The 25936-nt window shown below is 40.7% G+C and carries 23 protein-coding genes; 7 read left to right on the forward strand and 16 right to left on the reverse strand.

The genetic code is table 11. The annotated features are described in order from the left end of the window. Positions 1-25 precede the first annotated feature (25 nt). The gene (locus ABDZ91_RS20070; RefSeq protein ID WP_343803207.1) at positions 26-295 is read left to right on the forward strand and encodes a hypothetical protein; all 270 of its coding nucleotides are present in this window, start codon (positions 26-28) and stop codon (positions 293-295) included. A 351-nt stretch (positions 296-646) separates the two neighbouring features. Continuing rightward, a complete protein-coding gene (locus tag ABDZ91_RS20075) occupies positions 647-1897 on the forward strand; it encodes an MFS transporter (RefSeq protein ID WP_343803209.1) in 1251 nt (416 codons plus the stop codon). 170 nt (positions 1898-2067) lie between these two features. Here ABDZ91_RS20075 and ABDZ91_RS20080 read toward each other — a convergent pair whose 3' ends face one another. The 13 genes from ABDZ91_RS20080 to ABDZ91_RS20140 all read right to left on the reverse strand — a co-directional run bounded on the left by ABDZ91_RS20080 (position 2068) and on the right by ABDZ91_RS20140 (position 16985). Then, on the reverse strand, positions 2068-3234 hold the full coding sequence (locus ABDZ91_RS20080) for a dipeptidase (RefSeq protein WP_343803211.1): 1167 nt from the start codon (positions 3232-3234) through the stop codon (positions 2068-2070). Positions 3235-3335: 101 nt separating this feature from the next. Beyond that, positions 3336-4304 (reverse strand): ABC transporter ATP-binding protein, encoded by a 969-nt coding sequence (locus tag ABDZ91_RS20085; protein WP_343803213.1) that lies wholly within the window; start codon positions 4302-4304, stop codon positions 3336-3338. Then, a complete protein-coding gene (locus ABDZ91_RS20090; protein WP_343803215.1) occupies positions 4301-5281 on the reverse strand; it encodes an ABC transporter ATP-binding protein in 981 nt (326 codons plus the stop codon). Before ABDZ91_RS20090 ends, ABDZ91_RS20085 begins: the two co-directional genes overlap by 4 nt. A gap of 24 nt (positions 5282-5305) precedes the next feature. Further along, positions 5306-6202, reverse strand: a complete 897-nt coding sequence (locus tag ABDZ91_RS20095) for an ABC transporter permease (RefSeq protein WP_343803220.1) — start codon at positions 6200-6202, stop codon at positions 5306-5308. Between the two features lie 4 nt (positions 6203-6206). Next, positions 6207-7139, reverse strand: a complete 933-nt coding sequence (gene nikB / locus ABDZ91_RS20100; protein WP_343803223.1) for a nickel ABC transporter permease — start codon at positions 7137-7139, stop codon at positions 6207-6209. After that, positions 7139-8824 carry an ABC transporter substrate-binding protein gene (locus tag ABDZ91_RS20105; RefSeq protein WP_343803226.1) on the reverse strand — a complete coding sequence of 562 codons (1686 nt, stop codon included), beginning with the start codon at positions 8822-8824 and terminating at the stop codon, positions 7139-7141. The genes nikB and ABDZ91_RS20105 overlap by 1 nt, the downstream gene beginning before the upstream one ends. A 12-nt stretch (positions 8825-8836) precedes the next feature. Continuing rightward, entirely contained in the window at positions 8837-10288 is a 1452-nt protein-coding gene (locus ABDZ91_RS20110; protein WP_343803229.1) for a serine hydrolase, read from the reverse strand. 108 nt (positions 10289-10396) lie between these two features. Continuing rightward, positions 10397-11536: an o-succinylbenzoate synthase gene (menC, locus tag ABDZ91_RS20115; RefSeq protein ID WP_343803232.1), complete on the reverse strand. Its 1140-nt coding sequence runs from the start codon at positions 11534-11536 to the stop codon at positions 10397-10399. A 33-nt stretch (positions 11537-11569) separates the two neighbouring features. Continuing rightward, complete coding sequence (locus ABDZ91_RS20120) at positions 11570-12595, reverse strand: dipeptidase (RefSeq protein ID WP_343803235.1); 1026 nt, start codon at positions 12593-12595, stop codon at positions 11570-11572. A 4-nt stretch (positions 12596-12599) separates the two neighbouring features. Then, on the reverse strand, positions 12600-13487 hold the full coding sequence (locus ABDZ91_RS20125; protein WP_343803238.1) for a MurR/RpiR family transcriptional regulator: 888 nt from the start codon (positions 13485-13487) through the stop codon (positions 12600-12602). A 49-nt stretch (positions 13488-13536) separates the two neighbouring features. Next, complete coding sequence (locus ABDZ91_RS20130) at positions 13537-14349, reverse strand: GNAT family N-acetyltransferase (RefSeq protein WP_343803241.1); 813 nt, start codon at positions 14347-14349, stop codon at positions 13537-13539. 422 nt (positions 14350-14771) lie between these two features. Beyond that, positions 14772-15371, reverse strand: a complete 600-nt coding sequence (locus ABDZ91_RS20135) for a GNAT family N-acetyltransferase (RefSeq protein ID WP_343803244.1) — start codon at positions 15369-15371, stop codon at positions 14772-14774. Positions 15372-15593: 222 nt separating this feature from the next. Then, positions 15594-16985 carry a PAS domain S-box protein gene (locus ABDZ91_RS20140; protein WP_343803246.1) on the reverse strand — a complete coding sequence of 464 codons (1392 nt, stop codon included), beginning with the start codon at positions 16983-16985 and terminating at the stop codon, positions 15594-15596. Positions 16986-17656: 671 nt separating this feature from the next. Here ABDZ91_RS20140 and ABDZ91_RS20145 point away from each other — a divergent pair. From ABDZ91_RS20145 to ABDZ91_RS20160, 4 genes are all read left to right on the forward strand, one after another. Next, positions 17657-19006 (forward strand): extracellular solute-binding protein, encoded by a 1350-nt coding sequence (locus ABDZ91_RS20145; protein ID WP_343803249.1) that lies wholly within the window; start codon positions 17657-17659, stop codon positions 19004-19006. Positions 19007-19089: 83 nt separating this feature from the next. Beyond that, positions 19090-19983 carry a carbohydrate ABC transporter permease gene (locus tag ABDZ91_RS20150; RefSeq protein ID WP_343803252.1) on the forward strand — a complete coding sequence of 298 codons (894 nt, stop codon included), beginning with the start codon at positions 19090-19092 and terminating at the stop codon, positions 19981-19983. Between the two features lie 11 nt (positions 19984-19994). After that, entirely contained in the window at positions 19995-20831 is an 837-nt protein-coding gene (locus ABDZ91_RS20155; protein WP_343803255.1) for a carbohydrate ABC transporter permease, read from the forward strand. A gap of 187 nt (positions 20832-21018) precedes the next feature. Beyond that, positions 21019-21447: a CotD family spore coat protein gene (locus ABDZ91_RS20160; RefSeq protein WP_343803258.1), complete on the forward strand. Its 429-nt coding sequence runs from the start codon at positions 21019-21021 to the stop codon at positions 21445-21447. A 153-nt stretch (positions 21448-21600) separates the two neighbouring features. On the opposite strand, the gene ABDZ91_RS20165 is transcribed toward ABDZ91_RS20160, so the two are convergent. After that, positions 21601-22653 (reverse strand): GGDEF domain-containing protein, encoded by a 1053-nt coding sequence (locus ABDZ91_RS20165; RefSeq protein WP_343803261.1) that lies wholly within the window; start codon positions 22651-22653, stop codon positions 21601-21603. Positions 22654-22830: 177 nt separating this feature from the next. On the opposite strand from ABDZ91_RS20165, the gene ABDZ91_RS20170 reads away from it, so the two are divergent. Then, positions 22831-23430, forward strand: a complete 600-nt coding sequence (locus ABDZ91_RS20170) for a CBO0543 family protein (RefSeq protein WP_343803264.1) — start codon at positions 22831-22833, stop codon at positions 23428-23430. A 50-nt stretch (positions 23431-23480) separates the two neighbouring features. Here ABDZ91_RS20170 and ABDZ91_RS20175 read toward each other — a convergent pair whose 3' ends face one another. Both ABDZ91_RS20175 and aspA read right to left on the reverse strand, forming a co-directional pair. Continuing rightward, positions 23481-23804 (reverse strand): MGMT family protein, encoded by a 324-nt coding sequence (locus ABDZ91_RS20175; RefSeq protein ID WP_343803267.1) that lies wholly within the window; start codon positions 23802-23804, stop codon positions 23481-23483. Positions 23805-24288: 484 nt separating this feature from the next. Next, complete coding sequence (aspA, locus tag ABDZ91_RS20180) at positions 24289-25713, reverse strand: aspartate ammonia-lyase (RefSeq protein WP_343803270.1); 1425 nt, start codon at positions 25711-25713, stop codon at positions 24289-24291. Positions 25714-25936: the final 223 nt, after the last annotated feature.

Below are 25936 nucleotides of genomic sequence, written 5' to 3' on the forward strand. Positions count from 1 at the left end.
AAGAATAAACATGGAGGGAATATAAATGGCAAACCAAGATATCACTGCTAAAGTGGAGGACATCTTCAAAACCACGTGTGGAAGCTGGGACAACTGCAATCAATCCAATATTGTCGTCTTCCTATCACAATGCTATGACCAAGGGATTGACCCACAATTTTGTGTGAATTGGTTGGATGAACACAGTAACCACATTTCTCAATGGTCCGAATTTTCTCATACTGCTCAGGAATGGGTGAACGAACATACCGCTAGTGGTTCACCTATTGGAACAACAGAAAATCAAGAAGGATGATGTGCCCACCGTTCTTCACAATAATTTTACAAAACCTGGTAGCGAACACCCGCAATTGTCTGTTATAATAAAATTCACTTTACAAGAAATGGAGGTTTTCCTTTTGACAGCGTCTATGAGACTTCGATTCCCAACATTCTATCGTTAATTAAATACGAAGAAGACTCTGCCTGCATGGAGAGTCTAACTGGGATTGGTCTGTCTATTTTTAAGGAAACCTCATTTGACGGTTATTAAAAAAGAAGGGCACGCTTCCCTTCTTTTTTTGTTGTCTTTAAAATAAAGACGTGAGCAAAAAAGATTGATCCCCTCTTAGCTATTAAAATTAAAATAGAAATGGGATTGTGAAAAATGAATATGGAAAATACGCAAACAGAAGAAAATTGGTTCAGAAATATTGTTCTCTTTTTAAGTAGTCAAACGGTTTCGCTATTTGGCTCGGCGCTCGTGCAGTATGCGATTATGTGGTATATCACATTGGAGACGAAATCCGGCCTAATGATGACGTTGTTTATCATTTGTGGCTTTATTCCCACCTTCTTTTTATCACCCGTTGCGGGCGTGTGGGCCGATCGCTACAACCGGAAAGTCTTAATCATTGTCGCGGATGCTTTAATAGCCATTTCCACTTTAGTCCTAGCGATTGTCTTTCTGATGGGGTATGATGCCATTTGGTTGTTGTTTGTTATGGCGGCCATCCGAGCAGTCGGAGCAGGTATCCAAACTCCAGCTGTTGGTGCGATTTTACCTCAAATTGTTCCAAAGGATAAGCTAACGAAAGTAAACGGAGCAAACGGTAGTATTCAAGCCGTTATTATGTTCGTCGCCCCAATGGCAAGCGCAGCATTACTAACCATGGCAACCATCGAAGTAATCTTCTTCATTGATGTCATAACAGCAGCGATTGCGATTTTCACGTTACTCACCTTCTTAAAAATACCTTCACATGAGAAGGCAGCTAACACGCAAACAACGAGCTACTTTAGTGACTTTAAGCAAGGGATTAGCTATATCAATCAGCATGCTTTTCTAAAGAAATTCTTTATATTCTTCGCTATTTTCTTTGTGCTCATGGCACCTGCAGCGTTCCTAACGCCATTGCAAGTGACACGTAGCTTCGGGGAAGATGTGTGGCGATTAACGGCTATTGAAATTGCATTCTCTGTTGGGATGATGGTAGGTGGTGCTGTTATTGCTTCTTGGGGTGGATTTAAAAACAAAGTCCACACCATGACCTTTGCTAGTTTAATCATGGGGGTTTGCACTTTTGGCCTTGGTGCTATTCCGAACTTCTGGATTTACTTAGTTTTCATGGCTATATTCGGGATCTCGATGCCACTTTTCAATACACCGACTATGACTCTTATTCAAGAAAGAGTAGAAGAAAATTATCTAGGTAGAATCTTTGGGGTCTTCGGAATGATTTCAACTTCCATGATGCCCATTGGTATGCTCATCTTTGGGCCAATGGCGGACCTTGTAAAAATTGAGTGGTTACTGCTGGGAACCGGGGGCTTCATTTTATTGCTATCGATGTTCTTAGTTCGAACGAATGAATTAGTGGAAGCTGGGAAACCGGTGGTGACGGAGACTTCTAGTTAAATACGAATAAACAGGCGATCAGTACTTATTACTGGTCGCCTTTTTCAATGATTCCGGATTGGGTTGATTATGTTGGGTACTCAATTGTCCATTCACTGTGCTCAAGCTCGGTGGGACAGGGTTCCTGTCCCCTCTGTCCCACTAAGCTCCGGGACACGGTTCTGGTCCCACTACCAAACCTGCTCGATGACCCTCATCCAATTTTCGCCGAGTATTAGTTTGATTTGGTCATCTTTGTAGCCTCTACTCACTAAGCCCCTTGTGATATTAATGGCTTCTGTATATTGTTCGAAACCTAGGAGTGAGTCGGCTCCTGGCAATTTATCTTCTTTACGGAAACCGATGGTTGGTGCGATTTTGGTTGCAATCATTTCTTGAATAAACAATGGCATATTCATTGGCCAATCGGTCCCAATCCCCACATGTTCGACTCCAACTAGTTTAACTAGGTGGTCGACATGATCTAAGAAATCATTCATATCCGGTCTATCTTTCTCTTGATTTAAAAATTGAGGGACCGTTACGACACCGATGACTCCTCCCGTTTTGGCAATTGCTTCAAGGGTGTAATCGTCTTTCCCTCTAGCGTGGCCGCTTACTGCTTTACATGCAGTGTGAGAAGCGATAACCGGCGCATCCGAAATCTCACAAGCATCCAAAGTGGATTGTCTACCAGTATGGCCAGTATCAACTAAAATTCCAAGTTCATTCATCTTCTGAATAAATTTCACACCAAAATTTGAGATACCTGCGTCACTTCGTTCTGTACAACCCGCTCCAACAAAATTGTGCATGTTATAGGTTAATTGCACGACTCGAAGCCCAAATTTATACATCATTTCAAGATTCTCTAAGTCAGTCCCCATCCACTCGGTATCTTGAGTTGTGACCATCCCTGCTACTTTTCCTTCTCTTTTCGCCTGCCGAATATGCTCTCCTTTCGTTGCTTTAATTAACCAATCAAAGGAGTCAAATTGCTGTTGAGCTGATGTAATGGACTGGAGCGATTCCTCCATGGCACGACTGCCTCTACCACCAGAAATTTGTCTATTTCCCGCAGTTATACCAGATTGTATCCAGCAGTCCTTAAAAGCAGGCAACTTCCCTTCAGCTGCCATACTAATCGACTCACGCATGATGCGAAACACATATTCATTTGGATCATGGATATATTTTTCACATCGCTTTTTCAATTCTTCTGTTACTTCTTCCGAAAAATCAGGAGGTGACATCGGCCCTTGAAAAAGCATATCAATGATGATACTTTCTTCATGCAATCGTTTCGCTCTTGATTCTTGCTCTGTTGTTAATGAAAAATCAAATAAATGTATACTCATATATTCCTCTCCCTTCCAAAATCATGTGGATGTTTCCTGCCTTTCACAAAAGAAAAAAGTAGGAGAACCGCCCCGGTTTTCCCGATTTCCCTGCTCAACTGCTAGTTATATAGATGACAAGCTACTTTTCTACCATTCACACTCGTTAATTTTGGGCTCTGTGACGTGCAGATGTCCGTTGCATGTGCACATCTTGGGTGAAACTTACAACCATTCGGAGGATTAGCTGGAGAAGGCAACTCCCCTTTTAAAATAATCCTTTCCTTCACTTCATCCGGATCCGATTTTGGAATTGCGGAAATTAACGCTTTAGTATACGGATGAAGCGGTTCTTCAAACAGCTCATCCCTACCCCCTTCTTCCACTAATTCTCCCAAATACATAACGCCAACCCGGTGGGCAATATGTTCAACAACCCCTAAATCATGAGAAATAAAAATATAAGCGAGGCCTAGTTCTTCTTGTAAGTCCTGTAATAAATTCAGAATCTGAGACTGGACGGACACATCCAGTGCGGATACAGGCTCATCTAATACCACAATCTTGGGTCGTAAAATAATTGCACGCGCAATTCCTATTCGCTGCCGTTGTCCTCCTGATAGTTCATGAGGGAACCTAGTCAGATGGCTTCCGGATAACCCAACCAGTCGAATCGTCTCATTTATTAAATTTTCATGCTCAGACTTAGGAATTTTATGAGCAATCAGTGGCTCCGATAAAATTTCACGAATACTGAGCTTCGGATTCATCGATGCCATTGGATCCTGAAAAACCATTTGAATATCTTTGCGGACACTATTCATTTCCTTTTTACTTAAAGTCGTAATATCTTTCCCCTGATAAATAACCTCGCCACTCGTAGGCTCAATCAATCGTAAAACACAACGCCCTGTCGTTGACTTTCCACAACCAGACTCACCTACAATCCCAATCGTTTCCCGCTCATTTAGATGTAGGTTCACTCCATTTACCGCATGAACATACCGTTTTGATTGAAACCAAGCTGATTTGGTTGCAAATCTTTTTTCTAAATTTTTTACTTCTAGAAGAGTAGTAGTTGTTGATGTCATATGACCTCCTCCTTCTTCTCATACAGCCAACAACGACAAGATGTTTTCCCATCTAATTCAAATAATGGAGGAACAGAACGTTGACAAATATCCATCGCTTTTGGACACCGGTCTGCAAAGCGGCAGCCTGGTGCGTATTGATCAGGAGTTGGCACTTGTCCGACAATCGATTTTAAGCGACTTTGCCCCTTCGATTGATGGGGAGTCGACTGGATTAAGCCAACCGTATACGGGTGATGCGGTGTTCGAAGCAGCGTTCTCGTATCTGCTGTTTCCACAACCTGTCCAGCATACATAACGACAACACGATCACACATTTCGGCTACGACCCCTAAATCATGTGTGATTAACAGAATGGACATATCCAAGTCACTTTTAAGAGACCGTAACAAATCTAATATTTGCGCCTGAATGGTCACATCTAAGGCTGTGGTTGGTTCATCTGCTATCAGCATTGCTGGATTACAAGCAATGGCCATTGCAATCATCACACGTTGTTTCATTCCACCTGATAGGCGGTGGGGATATTCATGAAAAATTTCCTCTGCACGAGGTATTCCTACAAGCTTCAGAAGCTCTACTACCTTTTGTTTAAGTACCGAACCCTTCGCTTTTTCGTGTTTTTCAATGACTTCTCCAATTTGAATTCCAATGGTTAATACCGGGTTTAACGAGGTCATCGGATCCTGAAAAATCATCGAAATCTCTTTTCCTCGAATCTTTTTCATTTCTTTTTCAGATTTATTGACTAGATTGATATGATTGTAGAGAACTTCACCACCTGAAATTTTCCCGTTTTTATCAAGGAGCTGGAGGATAGAGAGTGAAGTAACACTCTTCCCACAGCCAGACTCCCCAACCAAACCTAATACTTCACCTTTTTTCACCACAAAATCGACGTTATCAACAACAGTTACGGGGCCGTTTTTACTTTCAAATTGAGTCGTTAGTCCGTTTACTTCCAACACATTTGACATATCGTTATTCCCACCTCCTTGCTATTACCGTGATGATTTCGGATCGAATATATCACGCAGGGCATCGCCCAAAAAGTTCACCGCGAATACAACCAATGTGATAGCCAAACCTGGGAAAGTAGCAAGCCACCATGCATCATACATATAGTTTTTCCCTTCAGCTAGCATCGTCCCCCACTCTGGAGTTGGAGGCTGTGCTCCTAAACCAATGAAGCTAAGGGCTGCTGTATCTAAAATGGCTACTCCAATGAATAGAGTCGTATACACTAACAACACACCTGACACATTAGGTAAAAATTGTCTACGAAGAATCCACCCGTGAGAGCTTCCGATAGACCGGCTTGCTTCGACAAAACCGGATGATTTGATGGTCAGGGCTGCACCTCTTATGAGCCGTGAAAATCCTGGAATAGAAGCGATTCCAACAGCAATCATTGCATTGGTTAAACTGGGTCCTAAAATCGCTACGATAGCCAGAGCTAACACAATACTCGGTAAAGCTAATAAAATATCCATGATACGCATCAACACATTATCGACCCAACCGCCAACATAGGCGCAAACTAACCCAATTAGAGTTCCAAGGAAAAATGTTATCGCCACAGCTAATAACGAGACTGTTAAGGTTACTCGAACACCGAAAATCATTCGTGATAAGATATCTCTTCCAATTGGATCCGTTCCTAAAAGATGCTCCATACTTGGCCCTTGCAACATAGCATCATAAAATAATTCCTCCGGGTCATAAGGGGCAAGTATTGGGGCGAATATCCCAATTAAGGCAACGACAAAAAGGAAAAGAATACAAACAACAGCACGCTTATCCTTCATGATTCTTTTTACAGTATCTGATTTGATTTTCAAAGGAGCCTTATGTGTAACGCGTGCCTGGATTGGTTTATAGGTTTCTAATTTTGACATTTAATTACGCCTCCTGTGTGCCCATTTCCACCCGAGGATCGATGATGCTGTAAAGTACATCTACCAAAATATTGATGGTGACATAGACAACACCCATGAATAAAACCGTTCCCTGAATAAGAGGAAAGTCTCTCGATGAAATGGCTCCAATGGCTAACGTACCTAGACCTGGCCAGTTAAATACCTGTTCAATAATAACCGTGCCCCCAAGCAATGCTGCCATTTGAAGACCGATCACTGTTATAACAGGGATTAACACATTTCGCAGGGCGTGACGAAACAAAATCAATCGATCCTCAAGACCTTTAGCCCGTGCAGTACGAATGTATTCATTGGATAGAACCTCCACCATTCCATTTCTGGTTAATCGCATAATCATCGTGGATGCGACCACACCAAGTGTGAGGGATGGTAGGATCAGGTCTCGAAAACCCGTTCCAGCTGCAATGGGAAACCATTGAAGCTTGACTGAAAACACCATCACTAATAATATGGCTAGCCAAAAGCTTGGAATCGATACCCCTAAAGTAGCTAAGGCCGTACATAGCTTGTCAATGATGGAATCTTTAAATCTTGCTGCTAAAATTCCTAACGTAATGCCGATTACAACAGCAATGAACAGTCCGAATACAGCTAGCTTCACCGTCTCAGGAAAACGGTCCAAAATTTCCGTCAAAACCGGTCTTCCTGTCTTTAAGGATGTTCCAAAATCACCTTGAAAAGCATTGGTGATATACTGTCCATATTGAACGAAAAGGGGCTGATCCAGCCCCAAATGGTTTGTTAGCTTTTCCACTTGCTCCGGGGATGCGTTGATGCCAAGCATGATCTTGACTGGATCACCAGGAATAAAGTGGATAAGTAAAAATGAGAATATAGAAATTCCAAAGATGACTAGTATCCCGGATAAAATCCGATTGATGATAAACTGTTTCATTATTGTCTCACCCAAGCATCTTGGTAATCGATTGAGACATTGTTTATCTTCACGTCCTGAACTCTACTATTGACTACATAAAATACCTTTTCTGCATAGATTGGAACCCAATAGGCGTTTTCCACTACGATTTTTTGAACATCGGCATATACTTGCTTTCTATCTTCAAGGTCTACGGTTATTCTGCCCTTCTCTAATAATGCATCAAGCTCTGCATTTTGAGCACGAACATGGTTTAAACCGCCAATCTGACTAGAATGGAATAGCAAGAATAAAATATCTGGATCCGAGTAAGAGTACGCTAGGAAGGACATATCATAGTCACCCTGTGATACTTTTTCTATGAGTGTCCCTGCCTCCATCGATTGGATACTAACTTGGATTCCAATATCCTTTAGCATGGCTTGAACGATTTGTGCCGCTTGGCTATGCTGTGGCATGATGGAAAGCTCTAACGAGAGTTCTTGACCGTCCTTTTCCATAATTCCGTCGCCATTCTTCTCAAAACCTGAGCTTTCTAATAGACTAATGGCTTCATCTTGATTGAATTTATGGCCATAGTTTTCTACATTTTGATCATACCCAAAAATGGTAGCTGGAATCGGTCCATAGGCAGGGGTTCCCTCCCCATTTAGTTCGGCCTGAATAATCGCTTCTTTATTGACTGCCATATTGATGGCTTTTCTAACGTTGAGATCTGAAAGCACTTCATTTTCAAGATTCATTTCTAAAAATAAACCTAAGCCTTGACGTTCGGCCTCTAACACATAATAGTCTGGGTTATCGCGGTATCTTTGAACATCCTTTGGTAAGACGCCGGAAGCGACATCAATGGATCCGCTATCAAGTGCTGCCAGCATCGTTTGTGCATCCTGGATAAATTTGTACACAATCTGATCGGGGTAAGCTTTCCCTTGGTTATCAGCGGAAGGTTGTGGCCAGTTAAAGTCTTCATTTCTTTCCAACGTGACGGACTGTCCCGTTACCCATTCCTTAAAGATAAAAGGTCCTGCTCCAACTGGGTTTCTTCCATAATCATCCCCGTGCTTTTCAATGGCCGCCATCGATAACGGCTGTAGGTATCCTTGACTCGTTAGGTTTCGTAAAAGTGGTGCGGATGGAGCCGCCAACTGAATCACAAATGTGTGATCATCTGGAGCAGAAGTTGACTCAATTCCTCCTATTAAGCTTGCGGCAACCGTTGCCCCTGTATCAGGGTTCAAAATCCGATCAAACGTATCTTTGTAGACCTGAGCTGTTAAAGGGGTACCGTCCGTAAAGACAACATCGTCTCTAAGCTTAAACGTGAGAGTTTTTCCATCTTCTGAAACACTATAATCTTTTGCGAGATGCTGTTCTATATCGTTTGTTTCTGGATTAACGGCAAGTAATGTTCCACCCAGATGACTGGTGATTAGTCCTGCAATACTCATGGCTGTTTTATGAACATCTAGTGTATCCGGCTCTTGCATCGAACCGATGGTAATGGTGCCACCTGACTGAGGCGAGGTAGCCTCTTCAGGTGATTCATTGTTTGTGTCTGTATCCTTATCAGATGAACTATCGTTATTTTGATCAGGCGTTGAATCCGAGGCTGAATCAGAGCTGCATCCGATTATCAAAAACATGGACAGAACGAGCATGATCAAAAATAAGATTGGTTTACTTAGACGATTCATTGCCATGTTCGAGTCCTCCTATTCTACTTTTGGGGTTTGTCTAAAGCCAAATGCCGCACGAATGACCTTGTTATCTTCGTCTTTTACAAAGCGCAGTGCCAATTCTGATTCTCTAAAGGCAACAATAAAGGTATCATTTCCAATTGGTGTTAACCCGTTAATATGATCCAAGCCATCTGCTTTCAACTGCAATTTTCCATCCTCGACCACTACACTATATTTCGAACCTTCACCCGAAGCATAGGAACCTACATATTGTTGTAATTCTTCCTCTGAAACCTCTACTTCTTCGTACTTCACATGAGAAGCAGTGACTGGCTGACCTAATTGATCATTAAAAGCACTGAATAATAGTTTAGTAGATGGGACCCCTGCTAAGTTAGCAAAAGAAACACCTGAAAGACCTAGCTCAGGAATAATATTCAATTGAGCTGCTACCCCTTTTACCGCACCACCATGGTCAACCAGTTTATATCCGAAGTAGTCAGGTGTAATCATGACACCGTATCCATAGTAGCGATCTTTATCACACTCGATATACGGAGTGATCATTTGTTCAACACTTTCAGGAGTCAAAAGTTGAGCATCGCCCACTTTACCTTGGTTTCGAAAGATTTCCGCGTATTTCAGCATATCGTTTACCGAAGACTTCAGGAAACCAGCAGCCCGCATGGATGGTGCATCCCAAGGATTATCCGATTCAAAAATAATGGTCTCATCATCTTTTTTACGAGAGTTATAAAGGGATGTAAAATCGTCATGGTTCTCTAATTCTTCTAAATGGAACACACTATTTTTCATTCCAGCTGGATCTAAAATGTAATCCTTAACATATTGTTCATAGGTAATGCCACTTACCCTTTCCACAATGGCCCCTAGAAGCGAATAGCAATCATTTGAGTAGCTAAATTCAGTTCCGGGTGCTCCTAATAGGTCAAATTCTTGGTTCGCGATATCCGCCATTAACTCTTCATACGTATCAACACTTACTTTTTCTGCTTCAGCGGCAGCCTTCTCAACCGTTCCAATATCACCCTCGGTCTGACCGTCATCATCAAACTTCGGATCATTCGCAATACTCTTGGCTAAAGCTTTATGTAACGTCGGTAAAGGTGGTAAGCCAGCAGAGTGTGTCAGGAAGTGATGAATCGTCATTTGCTTTGTATATTCTTCATTTGAAGTTTTAAATTCCGGTAAATACTTGAGAACCGGGTCGTTCACATTTAGCTTTCCAGCCTCTTGCAATTGCATAATGGCTACAGCAGTAAATGATTTGGTTACGGAACCAATTCCAAAAACGGTATCAGAAGACAATGGGAGTTTTTTCTCGACGTTACGGTAACCAAAACCTTTTTCATAGAATACTTGACCGTCTTTCGCTAAACCAATTGAAAAACCAGGAATCTCAAACTTCTCACAAATTTCTTGACAATACTGTTCAAACTCACGAGTAACTGTTTGTTGAGTCATCTAATACCTCTCCCTTTTCCTTTTAAATTTTTATTATAAAATTGTACGGTGGGTACAATTTACAACCAAATTGGTTTTTATCACCTGGAAAAACGACACGAATATCTATCATGCTAGTATATTTTTCCTCGTATACACTTGTCTGTCCACTCGATACGATTCAAGCACTTCACGATTTATTTCATAACCCATACCAGGTTTATCTGGAACCTGGATGACTCCATTTTTGACTATTACTTCAGGATCAATAATATCGTTTTCCCAGTAGCGCGAGGATCCGGCTGTATCTCCTGGTAAAATAAACTGAGGAAGCGTGGTTAAGGCAACATTGTGTGCTCGGCCAATACCCGCCTCTAGCATGCCACCGCACCAAACCGCAATTCCCTGCTCTGCACAGTAATCATGGATTTTCTTTGATTCTGACAGCCCACCAACTCGGCCAATTTTTATATTGATTATTTGACAGCTCCCTATTTCAACTGCTTTTCTGGCATCTTCATAGGAGTGAATACTTTCATCTAAACAAATGGGGGTTTCTAGCACTGATTGTAGTTTTGCATGATCGATAATATCATCGTGGGCTAGTGGCTGCTCGATCATCATGAGGTCTAAATCATCCAGCCTTTTCAATAAGCTAATATCTTCTAACGTATAGGCGGAATTTGCATCTGCCATCAGTAAAATATCTGGAAAATGTCTCCTAACTTCCTTCAGCATTTCATAATCCGAACCAGGCTTTATTTTTATCTTCATCCGTTTGTAGCCTTCATTCACAAAACCGTCAACGACCCGGACTAAATCTGTGGCAGTTGGTTGAATTCCAATACTAATCCCTACATCTATTTGTCTCTTGGTTCCACCAAGGACTTGGTATAAAGGGGTATGATTCCGTTTAGCATATAGATCCCAAACTGCACCTTCTAATGCTGATTTCGCCATATTATTCCTTCGAATGGGTTCAAATCGTTTAGATACCTCATCAGGATGCTCAATGGGTGATTCCAGCAATAAGGGAATTAAAAATTGTTCCATGATGTGTTTGTTCGTTTCAACTGTTTCCTCACTATACCAAGGACTTGAAAATGCGACGGATTCCCCAAAACCAATAGCCCCGGTTTCATCCTCCATTTCAATCACGTAAAATTCTTTGTCCTGAAAGGTTCCAAAGCTGGTTGTAAATGGATCCTTTAATCGCATCACTAAACGGTGAAGGGTCACCTCTCGTATCGAAATCGGTTTATTCGCCATGATATGCCTCCTATTTCCCTGTATAAATACAACTTACCTCATGAATATTCTTTGAATATTTTTTCCAAGCAATGCCTCAAGATCAGCATCTGAGAATCCTCGTTTCGCAAGTCCCTCTACTAGCGTTGGAATGGATTGATGACCTGAAACAACATCAAATGGCTTTCTTGGCATACTTTGTAAGTCATCAAGAGAGACATATTTCATAAAGTCCTCACATAGATCCAATCCCAGTCCTACATGTTCAATCCCGGCTACCGTAACAAGGTGGTCCACATGGTTGATGAACTGTTCTATGGTAGAGCTTTCATCATCATTTCCTACCAGCAAACTTGCGGCATTGACTCCAATACAGCCATTTGTAGCTGCAATCGCCTTGATTTGATCATCGGTTAAATTCCGCATGGTTGAGCAAAGAGCTCGAGCATTCGAATGCGAGGCAATCACTGGCTTTGAAGCGAATTGGATGACATCCCAAAAGCCTTCATCATTTAAGTGGGAGACATCAATGGTGATGCCAAGTCTTTCCGCTTCTTCTATAACCTTCACCCCAAAACTGCTTATACCGCCTTTTTTCCCTTCTTTTGTTGGGTAAAAGAAGCTACCATCAGCTACTGCATTTCTACGACTCCAAACGAGTCCAAGATTCCGGACTCCTAACTCATAAAAGACACGCAATAAGCTTAGGTCTGTGCCGATTGGTTCGGCTCCCTCAATCGAAAGGAGAAAGCCAATCTTATTCGTTTGCTTAGCAACATTCATGTCATCTCCGTTTAAACAAATCATGAGCGTATCAGGAGATTCGTTGACCTCTTCATATAACGCACTTACTTGGCTTAATGCTTTTCTTAGTCCCATTTCTGGCAAAAACCCACTATCCACAAATAGAGATGCAATAATAATATTGACTCCACCTTCCACAAATCGTGGCAAGTAGTCTGTCTCAATAACCTTTTTTCTCCCTCTTTCTCTTTGGATTTGAACATCCATTAACAAATCAAAGTGGGCATCTATCACTAGGGTATTTTGTAGGAAATCAGGAGAGAGATTGTTTTGCATACTGTCACCTCTTATCAATACCTATTTTTTCCTTTTTAGCAAATGGGTAAAATTCATTTCTATTTTGGTCATAACCTGCCATATGGTTTTGGACTTTAGGGTCATCTGTTGCTGCAATACTCGTTACTAGTAGATTTAAGAGCGAGAATGTGGGTGTAATCCCTTTTAAAGGGATAGGTGTAGGAGCAATCACCCTAAATACAGTATCCGCATATTGTCCAATCGGAGATAATCGATCATCGGTGATGGCAATGATATAAGCTCCTTTTTTCTTAGCTGCCTGAACAAATGAGAGAGTCTCTTGGATGTATCTAGGGAAGGAGATGGCCACTACAACTGTGTTTTCATTTAACTTTGATAACAGATAATTTGCATCCTCTATTTCACCACGATATTGCGATGTATTTCCGATTACTATATTGAGGGCAAACATAAACCACGTAGCTGGTCCATAGGAAGATCGGAACCCGAGGACCACTCGATGATCCGCCTCAATCAGCTTTTGAATAGCTTTTTGGTATTGCTTGTAATCAATTGCGTCTAAAGTGGCTTTCACGTAAGCATTGTCCTGTTCCATCACATGTTGAATTAAGTTAGTATCTTTTAGCTTATTGGACATTTCAAGAAAGTTTTCAATGGGGTTAATGGTACCTGCAGTATCTTCTAAGAGGCTGGACTGGATTTCCTTTTGTAATTCACTGAATCCCGAGTATCCCAAGATGTAGCACAACCTTATCACCGTTGTCTCACTTGCTCCGCACGCTTGCCCAGACTGTTTAGCCGTCTGAAACGCGAATTCTTTTGGGAAATCCAGCATATATTTTGCAATCATTTTTTGTCGTTTTGTCAGTTGGTTATAATTTTTTCTAATTTTATCTGTATAATGTTCCATTTACTTGAACCCTTTCATTTCTCAATAGACTCTCGCTCCTAGATAGGTATTAGTGACTTTCTAGTATGTAAAAATGGATACTTGAACCTTGTTCTCTTTGAACTCCAGTGATGAGATAACCGTTTGAAAAAGCATCTTCGATAGCAGTTCGTGTAGCATGTCTCCACGCAAGAGCTGCATCAGGCTTTTGCTGCTTGATGACTTGAATATTTGAAGGCACTGGAACACGGTAGCCGGCATGGTTTTGTCTGACCCTATTCTGGTAGTGGGTGGGGGTTGTATAACCGTCTACTTGTTCCCAGCTATACAAGATTTCATATTCGCTTTCAGTCTGTAAAGCGCCAGACATGGCTTCTTCCACACGTTTCGAGCAAATATCCCATTCAACCAATAAACGGTCAGATGGTAGCCCTTTGTTCAATTTATCGTTTAATTCCCCGTAATAAGAGCGAATGTATTGCCTTGAATAGCCACCAAGCTTACAAACATTAAAATAAGCATTTCTTAGTTCTAAAGGGTCAAAGGTCCAAATCATTTTTTTGAACCCGTATTGAATAGCCCATTCTCTTTGCTTGGTTTTAAGCTGATAGCCAATTCCTGCATTCTGGTAATCTGGCAAAATACCAGTCATGTGGGAAATTAAGTAGGCTTCTCCGTCTTTAAAGCCGGCAAAACCGTAGGAAAAACCAACTAGTTTTTCGTCTGTAAATGCTCCTATTACAACCCCACCATTATGAATTGCGGCGACTAGCTGAGGGAGAGGGGAAACAATGTCCGGACTCCAAATTTCTGCTTGAAGTTCAACAACCATATTTATTTCCTCAAGGTCTTCGATAATTTTATAGGTTATAGTCTTTTGCAAACTCTTCATTGCCCCCCTATTATTCGGGTATCACAGGGCATGAATCCCGAATTAACTTCTATTGTACGGACGTGTCGTGAAGATTTGGAATTTGTAACAATGACAGGTATCTGAAAAGCATTTTGATATGTATAACTCATCTGTAAGGTAGTTTGAAGTTGATACTTTAATTTTGTGGATTTTTTGAAGTGTTAGCTTTTTTAACAGTATATACGAATCTATCTGACTTAACAACAGAAAATTATAAAAAATCAAAATATTTAAACATTTAATAAATAACTGCCTTTAATCAATAAAAACAGCCTGATTAACAGTGGATTAAATATACTGTTAACCAGGCTATTTATTAGTATTGATAGATGCCTTTAGTAATAAAAATAAGGCCTACCTATAAGGTTAAGCCCATTTTTCAATATTAGAGTTTAGCGGGACACCGGTTCCTGTCCCCTCTGTCCCAGCGCAACATGCTTTTTAAAATTGCGCTTCAACAAAGCCATGATCTCTGTATCTATGAATCTTCCTTTTAAAAACACATATTCTTCGAGCGTACCTTCATGTCTAAAGTTGGCCTTTTTTAATACCCGTTTTGAGCCGATATTTTCCGGATGTAATAATGCTTCAATTCTATTTAACTCCATACTTTCGAAGCCATATTCTAGTACACACGGGATCACTTCACTCATCAAGCCTTGTCCCCAATGTTCCTTGGATAGCTCGTAGCTGATTTCTGCCTTAAAAAAAGAGCGGTTCCAGTTGTGAAAGCCAATGGTGCCTATTACTCTATCACGTCGGTCCTTTGTCGTAATCCCCCACCTGATTCCTCTTGATTCTAGGAACATTTTTTCTTTCGAGGTAACAAATCGATAGGCTTCACTGATATCTTCAAAAGTATCTAAATCATAGTATTTTGTAACCTCTTCGTCCGAAAAATAAGAAAAAATAGCTTCCACATCTTGTTGAGTGATTCTCCTTAAGATGTAGTTTTCTGTTTCGAGTAGCGGAAAACCATCTATATGATCCAAGTCATCTCAGCTCCTTTTCGTTAAACTTGATGTTTTAATTAAGTATGTAGTATTCTCCATACTTTCATTATATGATGCCTGTCCAAAATATGATGTTCAGGATTTATCCTATTAACTAGTTTACCTTTATTATAAAGTAGTAATTTACTAGTGAGAATATCTATTATTATTTGGAAAAAGATAATAAAAAGTCTGCCCCCACATACTGGGCAAACTCCGGAGCTAGGTTCTAAAATCAATCGGTAAATCGATTCTAACAGTTGTTCCTTCTCCAACTTTACTTGAAAAGTCAATGGTTCCTTGATGAGCCTCTATAATTTTCAAGCTAGTCATTAGCCCTAATCCAGTACCTTTTTGTTTGGTAGTATAAAAGGGCATTCCTATATTTTCTATGACTTCTTCCGGGATTCCGCACCCTTCATCTGTAACAAGAATCGATAAGGTACGCTTATTTTTTTGTTTAATCTCGACTGTGATTTCCCCACCATTTGGCATGGATTCAATCGCATTTTTTATCAAGTTAATAAATACTTGTTTTAATTGATTTCCCACACAACGAACCCTTGGTAGATCCCCATGAATCACTTTAATGTCAACCCTGTTCATCAATGCTTGAGAACCAAGTAACATCTTCACATCTTTAAAAATCTCTTGAATCTGTTCAAACTTAAAATGATGAGCTTGTGGTTTTGCTAGTAACAACAGTTCTCCAGTAATTAAATCGATCCACTCGATTTCACCTGCCATTACCTCTAGATAGCTCTCTTCGATATCTTTTCCAGTTGATGCGTTTATGAGTTGTAAAAATCCCTTAAGAGCCGTTAAGGGATTTCGAATTTCATGAGCGATAGAGGCCGAGAGCTGCCCCACGGCAGAGAGTTTTTCAGATTTTACGAGTTCTTGCTCCGTATGCTTTTGATCGGTTATGTCCTTCGCAATTCCATAGACACCCACTACTTCCTGATCGACAATGATGGGCATATTCGTAACATTAACGTGAATCACATGACCCTCTTTATGTATGACCTTCGTTTCATAGTTTTGCGTTTCGCCTTCCTTCGCCTTTTCAAAAAATTCTATCGTTTTATCCAAATCTTCTTCAGCAATAAATGGAATAAAGGAGAGCTTCGGATACTCCTCCTGCCTAAAACCTAACAGCTTTTCAGTCGCGGAATTAACACTAATGCAATATCCATTCAAATCGAGAGAATATACCGCATCCGGGTTGTGTTCAAAAAGAGATTTATAATGTTGCTCATGCTTTGCCGACGCCTTCTTCTCTTTCGTAACATCTTGGAAATAGACAGTTAGACCATTTTCGGAAGGATACGCCCTCACGTCATACCAAGTATCAAGTGGGGGTGGATAATACGCATCAAAGTTTACGCTAACTTGTTCTTGAACAGCCTTGTTATATTGTTCATAAAAAGGTAATTCGACTGCCTCTGGGAACTCACTCCATATCTGCTTCCCCACAAGGTCATTCCCTCTTCGGCACAGAAGTTTTGTTGCCTCCTCATTCACATAAGTGAACTTCCAATGTGTATCTAATGCAAAAAAGCCATCCGTGATTCTGTCTAATATTTCACGTGCATCTATTTCAGTTATTTTCATCTTGTGACCTCACTAAATCTACAATTTAAAAGATGTCTATATGTGAAATTCTAGTAAAGATAGTAAATTCCTCCTATTATTTGTCGATTGGTCCCTAATTTCGTAAATCGGATTGACTCGTTCTTGTGTAAAAATGGCTTTTTGTTAAATTATCTGAACTCGCACATTAGACACTCGTTTTCGCACGTTATTTAAAAATTCGCACGTAATTCCAAATTTTCGCACGTAAATTTGAAATTTTAAACATAAACATACTTAACTACACTATGTACCCTCATTTCTCTCCTAAATTCCAACTCATTTACCACTCACAAACCAAGAAAAATGGTGTTTCCTTAAAAAAACCCCTGGAAACACCGTTAATATTCAAATAATAAAAGTTCATCCTACAAACCTATTTAATAAAACACTTTAACCTCCCCCTTGTACATCTCACAACCAAAACATAGTCGCTGGGACACCGGTTCCTGTCCCCCCTGTCCCACCTCTGACATATTTTTTTAATAAAGTACATTTGAGGCATAAAACTTTGCAACGGCTTGTAGAAATAGTAGAGAAGCATGTTTTTAGTTTTTTCTTTGTTAAAGCCAATGATGCTAGATCTCTAGCATTCTACTACATAGATGCACCATTGGGTTTTAAAATTTTATGCTTAAAGGAGTGTGTCGGTTTTGAAGTTTAAGTGGACAAAACTTTTGTGGACCTTTTTATTGATTTGCTTCATCGGCATTTTGGCAGCGTGTTCTTCGGATGGTGATTCAGACAGCAGTGATCCGGGTGATCAGACAGATGGGAAGATTTCTGGAAAGCTTGAGATTCAATATTTTGTTGGTGGGTATGGGGATGATTGGTGGAAGACGGTGATTGCGGATTTTAAAGAAAAGTATCCGGATGTGGAGATTGTGGAGCATGCGGGTCCTAACATTAACGAGGAAATGAAAACTCGATGGATTTCGAACAATCCACCTGATGTGGTGTACATTGACGGAAATGGGTCGAATGAGACTCAGATGATTAAGGATGGACAGCTGATGGATCTCAGTGACTGGGCAAGTGGCATTACGTTAGAAAATGGCACTTCATTACTGGATAGTTTTATATCTCCTGCTGAGGAATTTGAAGATGGGTCCATTTATAGCCTTCCTCTCGTTTTTGATACGTGGGGCGTTTGGTATGATGCAGCTTGGTTTGAGGAAAATGGATGGGAGCCTCCAACGGACTATGATAGCTGGATGGATTCAATGGAACAAATCCAACAAGATACGGGTATTTCTCCTTTCATAACAACTGGTCAGTATGCTCAATACTTCCAGAGAGGGGTCCTCTACCCTGCCTTTGCTGCTGCAGGTGGTGAGGAGTTACTCAACGACCTATCCAATGGAGTTGTAGAAGCATGGGAAGGTGAAGAAGTCCTTAATGTCATGAAAAAAGTGGAAGGTATGGTGGCTGCAGGGTATGTCGATGAAGGATTCGCGGCACGCAGTCACACTCAAACGCAAATGAATGTTCTTTTACATGAATCTGCTTATATTCCAGTAGGGTTCTGGTTACCAAAAGAAATGCAAAATGATACCCCAGAAGGATTTGTATACGGCTTTGTTCCAACACCAATGAATGATCCGGGAGAGCCAATGGCGCTAGTTCCTGATATTCGTCCAGTTGCGATTGCCAAAGAAGCCAACAATCCAGAGGCTGCGAAAGCTTTCCTTGAATTTATTTTTACAGAAAAATATGCACAAAAATTTGCGGAATCCACAGGAGCTATCATGAACCTCACAGGTGTGGATCTATCTTCAAATGATAATGTTCCAGAATTCTTAAAAGGCATCAACGATATGATTAACAATCCTGGAGCGATTGAAATCCATGACCGGAACACACCAGAAGGAAAAGAGCAGGAAATTGCGATTGAAATCACCAACGAAATCAAGCTTCAAATCGTAGAAATTTTAATGGGACGCATTACGGCGGAAGAGTTTGTAGATATCATGACCAAGAAAGCACAAGACCTGAGAAAGTAAGCAGAAGGAATGCGAGGAATCAGCCCCTTGCATTCCTCTCTTTTTACATCACATCCATAACTAGTTAGAAAGAAGTGATGGACATGGTTCAGTCCAAAAAGCAAAAATATCTATTTTTAGCGTTTTGTTTATTACCTACCTTTATCGTGTTTCTCATTTTCACCCTGTATCCAATGGTCAATGGGGTTTATTTATCTTTTTTTGATTGGTCTGGGACAAGTGCTGTGAAAGATTTCATTGCCTTTGATAACTACAAGCGACTATGGAATGATTCCGTGATTCCAAAGACGATTCTCAACGACTATTTCTTTGTTGTCACAAAAGCGATCGGCATTATGTTGTTGTCCCTCTTCTTCGCGGTTGCGTTGACACAGCTAAAAATTAAAGAGGCTCCTTTTTATCGCATTGTCTTCTTCTTCCCCAACATCATGTCTGTCGTGGTCATCGGGATCCTTTGGCAGTTCATTTATGACCCTGATATGGGACTTGTGAATGGTTTACTAGAGTTAATCGGTTTAGTAGAATGGACAAGACCATGGCTAGGAACAATGGAATGGGCTTTGCCAGCCGTAACGATAGTCGCAATTTGGGCAGGGATTGGATTATTCATGCTGCTTTTAATGGGCGGCATAATGAATGTGCCGAGGAACTTATATGAATCTGCAGAGATTGATGGAGCGAGCGAGTGGCAACAGTTTTGGAGAATCACGGTACCATTGATATGGCCACAAATTAGAACTTCCATCATTTATATTGTCATCACCTCTTTAAATGGCTCCTTCGTACTTGTACAAGTCATGACCAATGGTGGTCCTGGAAATGCTACAGAAGTGATGGGGTCTTACCTTTACCAAAAGGCTTTTGAGGATTTTCAATTTGGTTATGGTGCGACCATCGGTGTACTTATTTTAGTCGTATCATTGGCTACCGTTTTGATTATGCAATTTTTACTTAAACGTGAAAGAGTTGAATATTAGGGAGTGAGAAAATGGCTGCCATCAAATTTTTAGCTAAACTAACCGTTCGAATCCCTCTGCTCATCTGGTCTGTGATTGTGGTATTTCCTATCATTTGGATGTTCCTTGGCGCTTTCAAAACAAATGCAGAAATTTTTCGCTCCCCTTGGTCGTTACCGGAAACATTTAATGTAGGAAACTTTGTCTCAGCATGGACAGATTTTAATATTGGCACGGCATTTATGAACACATTGTTTGTGACCGTGTTAGGGACGGTTTTGTGTTTGATTTTTGCGATTCCCACCTCGTATGCGCTGGACCGCATTCGTTTTAAAGGAAGCGATGTTTTATTAAATCTATACCTTTCTTCCATGATGATTCCCGCCGTTCTCGGTTGGATACCCTTGTTCTTCTTGTTGATGAAGCTCAACATGTTAGACAACCTAGTGGCTTTATCGTTGGTGTATGCAGTTTCCCACATTCCATTTACCATTTTTATTTTAGTGAGCTTTATGGGAACCGTACCACGGGAGCTGGAAGAAGCCGCGTCCATTGATGGGATGAGTCCCTATGGCATTCTATTAAAAATCGTCACTCCTCTTGTAAAGTCGGGGATCATTACAGCTTCCATTTTGAATGCCATTTCATTTTGGAACGAATATTTTATGGCGTTGATTCTTTTACAGACGGATAGTAAAAATACGTTGGGTGTTCAAATGGATTTAATCAGCACCAACGCCCAATATAATAGTGCCTGGGGTGTGTTATTTGCAGGTCTGACTATTGCAGTGATTCCGGTTATTATTTTCTATTCCATGTTCCAGCGGCATATTGTGAAAGGGATGACCGAGGGTGCGGTGAAAGGATAATGGAAGAATCTGTTCTTCCTTAATAGAAGGTTCCTCTGTTTTCTATAAGAAAAACGGAAGAACCTTTTTTTCTAGTTGTTATGAAAAATATCCGTCAAATACACAGATATAGGTGGATTCATTAGTACAAACATACAGGTGTGTACATACTATATGAATGTACTAACTCATGAAAGGGGAAAAGAAAATGTATTGTAAACCTTCTCAGGTTTTACCTGCGATTGTTCATCCAACGAAACAATGTGTTCAGCACACATTCAATAACGTCGTTCAACCTCATATTCACCCAACACATAATACACTCGTTAATCATACTAACGTTCAGAACAAACACTATTTCCCACAAACACAATCCGTACAAAACGTAGTAACTAGCCAAAACTTTAATATGGGTCCAGGACCAGGGCCAAGTGTAGCAGGTGCTTATTCACCGGGCATGGGACCAGGTATGGGAATGGGTCCGGGTATGGGGCCAGGCATGGGAATGGGACCAGGACCAGGTCAAGTTGCTGGAGCCTATTCTCCAGGTATGGGAATGGGTCCGGGACCAGGTCAAGTCGCTGGCGCTATGTCTCCAGGAGCAGGCTATGGTTCCTGTGGCTGTAACAAGAGATAATATACTAATAAGGGAAACTACCTGGTAATGGTAGTTTTCTTTTTTTTTGACATGTTACGTGCAGCTCGATTGCTGTTCTTTATTTGTAGTGGACCGAATGCGACTAGCTGGTTTCGGCCAGTGGGACAGAGGTTCCTGTCCCCTCTGTCCCACTCAGCCTGGGTAGACGATTTGGTTTCTACCTTGGTTTTTCGCCTCATAGAGGAGTTTGTCTGCTTTTTCTACTAGTTGGTCTGGGTATTCACCGTTTTGTTTACAGCTTCCAAAGCTCATGGTTATTGAAAAGGCTTCTCCTTCACAGTAAAAATGATGGTTTGCAACTGCTTGTTTGATTTCGACTAGAAGTTTGTTCACTTTAGTTTGGTCGTCGCTATAAAGAATGAGGGCAAACTCTTCTCCCCCATAGCGGTATACTTTTCCTTGTTTTTTAGGAAGCATGGAGGTCATGATTGCGCCAATTTCCCGCAACACTTTATCACCCGTCACATGCCCATACCTATCATTGATGGATTTGAATTTATCGATATCGGTAAGGACCAAGTAAAAGTCCACATGTTTTTCTAGATCTTTTCGTAAATCTTCTTGAAAGGAGCGGTGATTTAATAGATTCGTGAGATAGTCACGATTGGCAGCTTCCGCTAACACGTTCTTTTCAGAATGATGCTTCCTCTCTCTCGAAACAATAATTCCACCTAAACCACCAATTAGCAACAGAAAGAAAACGTCGCTAAAATAAGGGATGAATCCATTTAAAGTGTACACACCTGAAGCTTGTACGAAATAAATAATCGAGTAAACCAAAATAAAAAGAAAGGCAGCAATTACTCCACCTAGAAATCTCCAGTAGACAGCCACATGCAAAATGATTAAATAGGCCAATGGAAACAGTGGGCTTTCGGTACCGCCTGTTAAAGGAACAAGTGCAGAAAAGGCAATAAAGTCAAACAGGGGTCCACCTTTTGTCATCAGGTTATACATCCTTGACCCTGCCGATGACTTATGTAAATAAAAATCGGAAACACCCATATATAAAATCCCAAAAATCACTAAATATATAAATAGGTTCAATTTTAATTGAACTGGATTTTCAAAATATTGAAGGCTAAAAACAACAATGGACAATACTAAAAAAAACCATCGCAAAGAAGAAAAAATAACTTCAAGTGCATGGTCTGACTGGTAAGCACTTTTTAAGAGCGATCTCATTCTTCCAACACCTTGTTATAAAATTTACACTTTTCTCAATTATATAGTAAAAGGAAGAAAGTGAGGAATATATATGCCAAAAAAGGACTATTAATTTCATTAACCTACCAAGGCTTATACATAATTATAAAGTGTATAACCACAATAAAAATATACCAAATAGAATAGGGGACACCCATGGGAAAGCAACAGACGGAAATGTACGATAAAATACAATCAGTTCAGGACCAATTAACTCAATTACAAATAGATTACTGGTTTCAATACTCTCATTTAGGAACTTGGCAATTTTGGGTCCTTTTACTATTCTTCTTCGTTGGACCCTTAGTGACTCTATATTTTGTAATCGATCGACGTATTATGTTCTTCCTTGGTTTTTATGGATTTAATATTCACGTATGGTTTGGTTATATTGACACCATTGGTAGGAAATATAATTTCTGGGGTTACCCATATGAGCTGATTCCTTTTATTCCTGGTAGTATCGCGTTAGACGCCACTCTGGTCCCAATCTCTTTTATGCTGGTTTACCAGTGGACATTAAAAAACAATAAAAATTATTATCTTTATACTGCAATCTTAGCAGCATTTTTTTCCTTTATTATTAAGCCTATTTTGACCTTACACCACCTATTTGAGTTGCACAGGGGAGTTAATTTTTTTCACCTGTTCCTACTGTATTGTATTATTTTTTTAATTTCGAAAATCATTACAAATATCTTTATTAAATTACATGCAACCGAGCTGACTGAGGAACGAGGGCAAAAAGAGCTTTAATACAAGTAACCATTAGAGGCACAGTCCTTCCCCGCTTATACTATAAAAGGTTAATGGGACGCATGTTCCTGTCTCCTCCATTGGTACCTTTCTAAATTGATGAAACCCTCATCGCTTACATCGACACCTTCAGATTGTAAGGTGGCCACTTGCTCAAAATAGGACGCATCATCTTTAATCACAATCTGTCCTTTAACGTTTACGACACGATGCCAAGGTAGACCATGCTTTTGACTCATGGAATGAAGAATCCGGACTACTTGGCGGGCTGCCCTTCGATTCCCGGCGAGTTCGGCAACCTGCCCATAGGTCATCACTTTCCCATCTGGGATATTTTTGATTATGGTAATTATTCGCTGTGTAAAAGGGGTCATTTTGTTTGCCTCCTCGCTGATTTCTTCTCATTATATATGAAAAAAGTGCTTGTTATTGGATGCGGTTGGGGGGCACTCAGATATTTGCGGTATTTTTGGGGGTTCGTGCGTATTCCAAGATTTCGCGCACATCCCAAGGGTGTTCGGGCGCATTCCGAGGGTGTTCGCGCGCATCCCATGAGTTCGCGCGCATTCCCAAGTGAGTTCACGCGCATTCCGAGAGTGTTCGCGCGCATTCCATGTGAGTTCGCGCGCATTTGCGAGATATTCGCGCGTAAATTAAAAATTTCGCGCGTAAACAATCACCTGAACGCTATTACACCTCGTTTCCAACACACAAATCAATAAAAAAGAGTGCTTCCCCGAAAAATAGCCGGGAAAACACCTTTTAAAGTTAATAAAAACACTAATCTACTAAAATCACACACTAATTTACCCTCTCGCAGGTAAAAGTGGGACAAGGTTCCTGTCCCCTCTGTCCCACCTAGTTCCGATCGAGCAGTGCTTCTCCCGCGATTCCGGGTTTGGTCATTTCGTATGGGTCTAGGATTAGGTCTAGTTCTTCTTCTGTTAGGACGTCATATTGTAAGCATAGTTCTCTGATTGGTTTACCCTTTAGGATGGCTTCACGAGCAATTCGTGATACGACTTCATAGCCTAAGTGAGGGTTTACCGCTGTGATGAGGCCGACGCTTTGTTCGACTTTCTTTTCCAATGCTTCTTTGTTTGCTGTGATTCCGGATAGACAGTAGTCTGTGAAGGCACGGAATGCGTTGTTCATGATGTTAATGGATTGCAGCAAGTTAAAGACTAGGACTGGCTCCATTACATTTAATTCAAACTGACCAGCTTCTGATGCCAAGCAAATGGTTTGATCATTCCCGATTACTTGGAACGCTACCTGGTTGATCATCTCAGGCATAACTGGATTTACTTTACCTGGCATGATGGATGAACCTGGTTGGCGCGCAGGTAAGTTGATTTCATTTAAACCTGCATACGGTCCAGATGCCATCAAGCGTAGGTCATTAGCAACTTTAGACATGTTGATCATACATGTTTTTAATGCACCTGATACCTCTACATAAGCATCCGTGTTTTGCGTTGCATCTACTAGATTTTCAGCATTTTGCAATGGCAATCCAGTGATTTCAGCTAGATGCTCCACTACTTTTACAATATATTTAGGGTTTGCATTGAGGCCAGTTCCGATTGCGGTTGCCCCCATGTTCACCTCAAGTAAATTTTCAATCGTATTTGTAATTCTCTTAATATCTCGGCCAACTACTCTACTATAGGCTTGGAACTCTTGACCAAGTCGGACTGGCACCGCATCTTGTAGATGTGTTCTACCCACTTTAATCACATCGTCGAATTCTTCAGCCTTCTCTTCGAATACTCTATGCATATCCTTCATCGTTTCTAGAAGTTTATGAAGCAAGTTAATGGTTGCAATGTGAATCGCTGTTGGGAACGAGTCATTCGTAGACTGTGCCATATTCACGACAGAGTTTGGGCTTAGGTGGAAGTAGTCTCCCTTGTCCTTCCCCATCAGTTCAAGACCTCTGTTGGCAATCACTTCATTTGTATTCATGTTGATAGACGTTCCCGCTCCACCTTGGATGGGGTCTACAATAAAATGATCATGCCATTTTCCATCTATTATTTCATCTGCAGCTTGGACTACATATTTACCAAGCCCTTCATACAACCGGCTAACATCCATATTGGCTAAAGCAGCAGCCTTTTTCACCATGGCCATTGCGACAATTAAATTCTTGTCAATCTTAAAGCCTGTAATAGGAAAGTTTTCGACTGCTCGAAGCGTTTGAATTCCGTATAAAGCATCCGCTGGAACTTGTTTTTCACCTAGAAAATCTTTTTCTACGCGAATTTTGTCTGTAATCATGATTGTCCTCCCAGGGTTTTTCTGAACCCCAATAGAATTTTATATTTTATAATTTCGTTAGATTGGTTGAAAGCGTTTTCTATACTTTAACAACCACTATAACCATACCAAAAACTTCGCAAACTTAAAAGGGTAGAATCATAGGGACAAGGGGACAGGTTTACTGTCCCACATCTAGCTCTACAAAACTTCAAAAAACCTCCCGTTCATTGTTAACAGATCG

Origin of the sequence: Bacillus carboniphilus (assembly GCF_039522365.1) — a bacterium.
Taxonomy (GTDB): domain Bacteria; phylum Bacillota; class Bacilli; order Bacillales; family JC228; genus Bacillus_BF; species Bacillus_BF carboniphilus.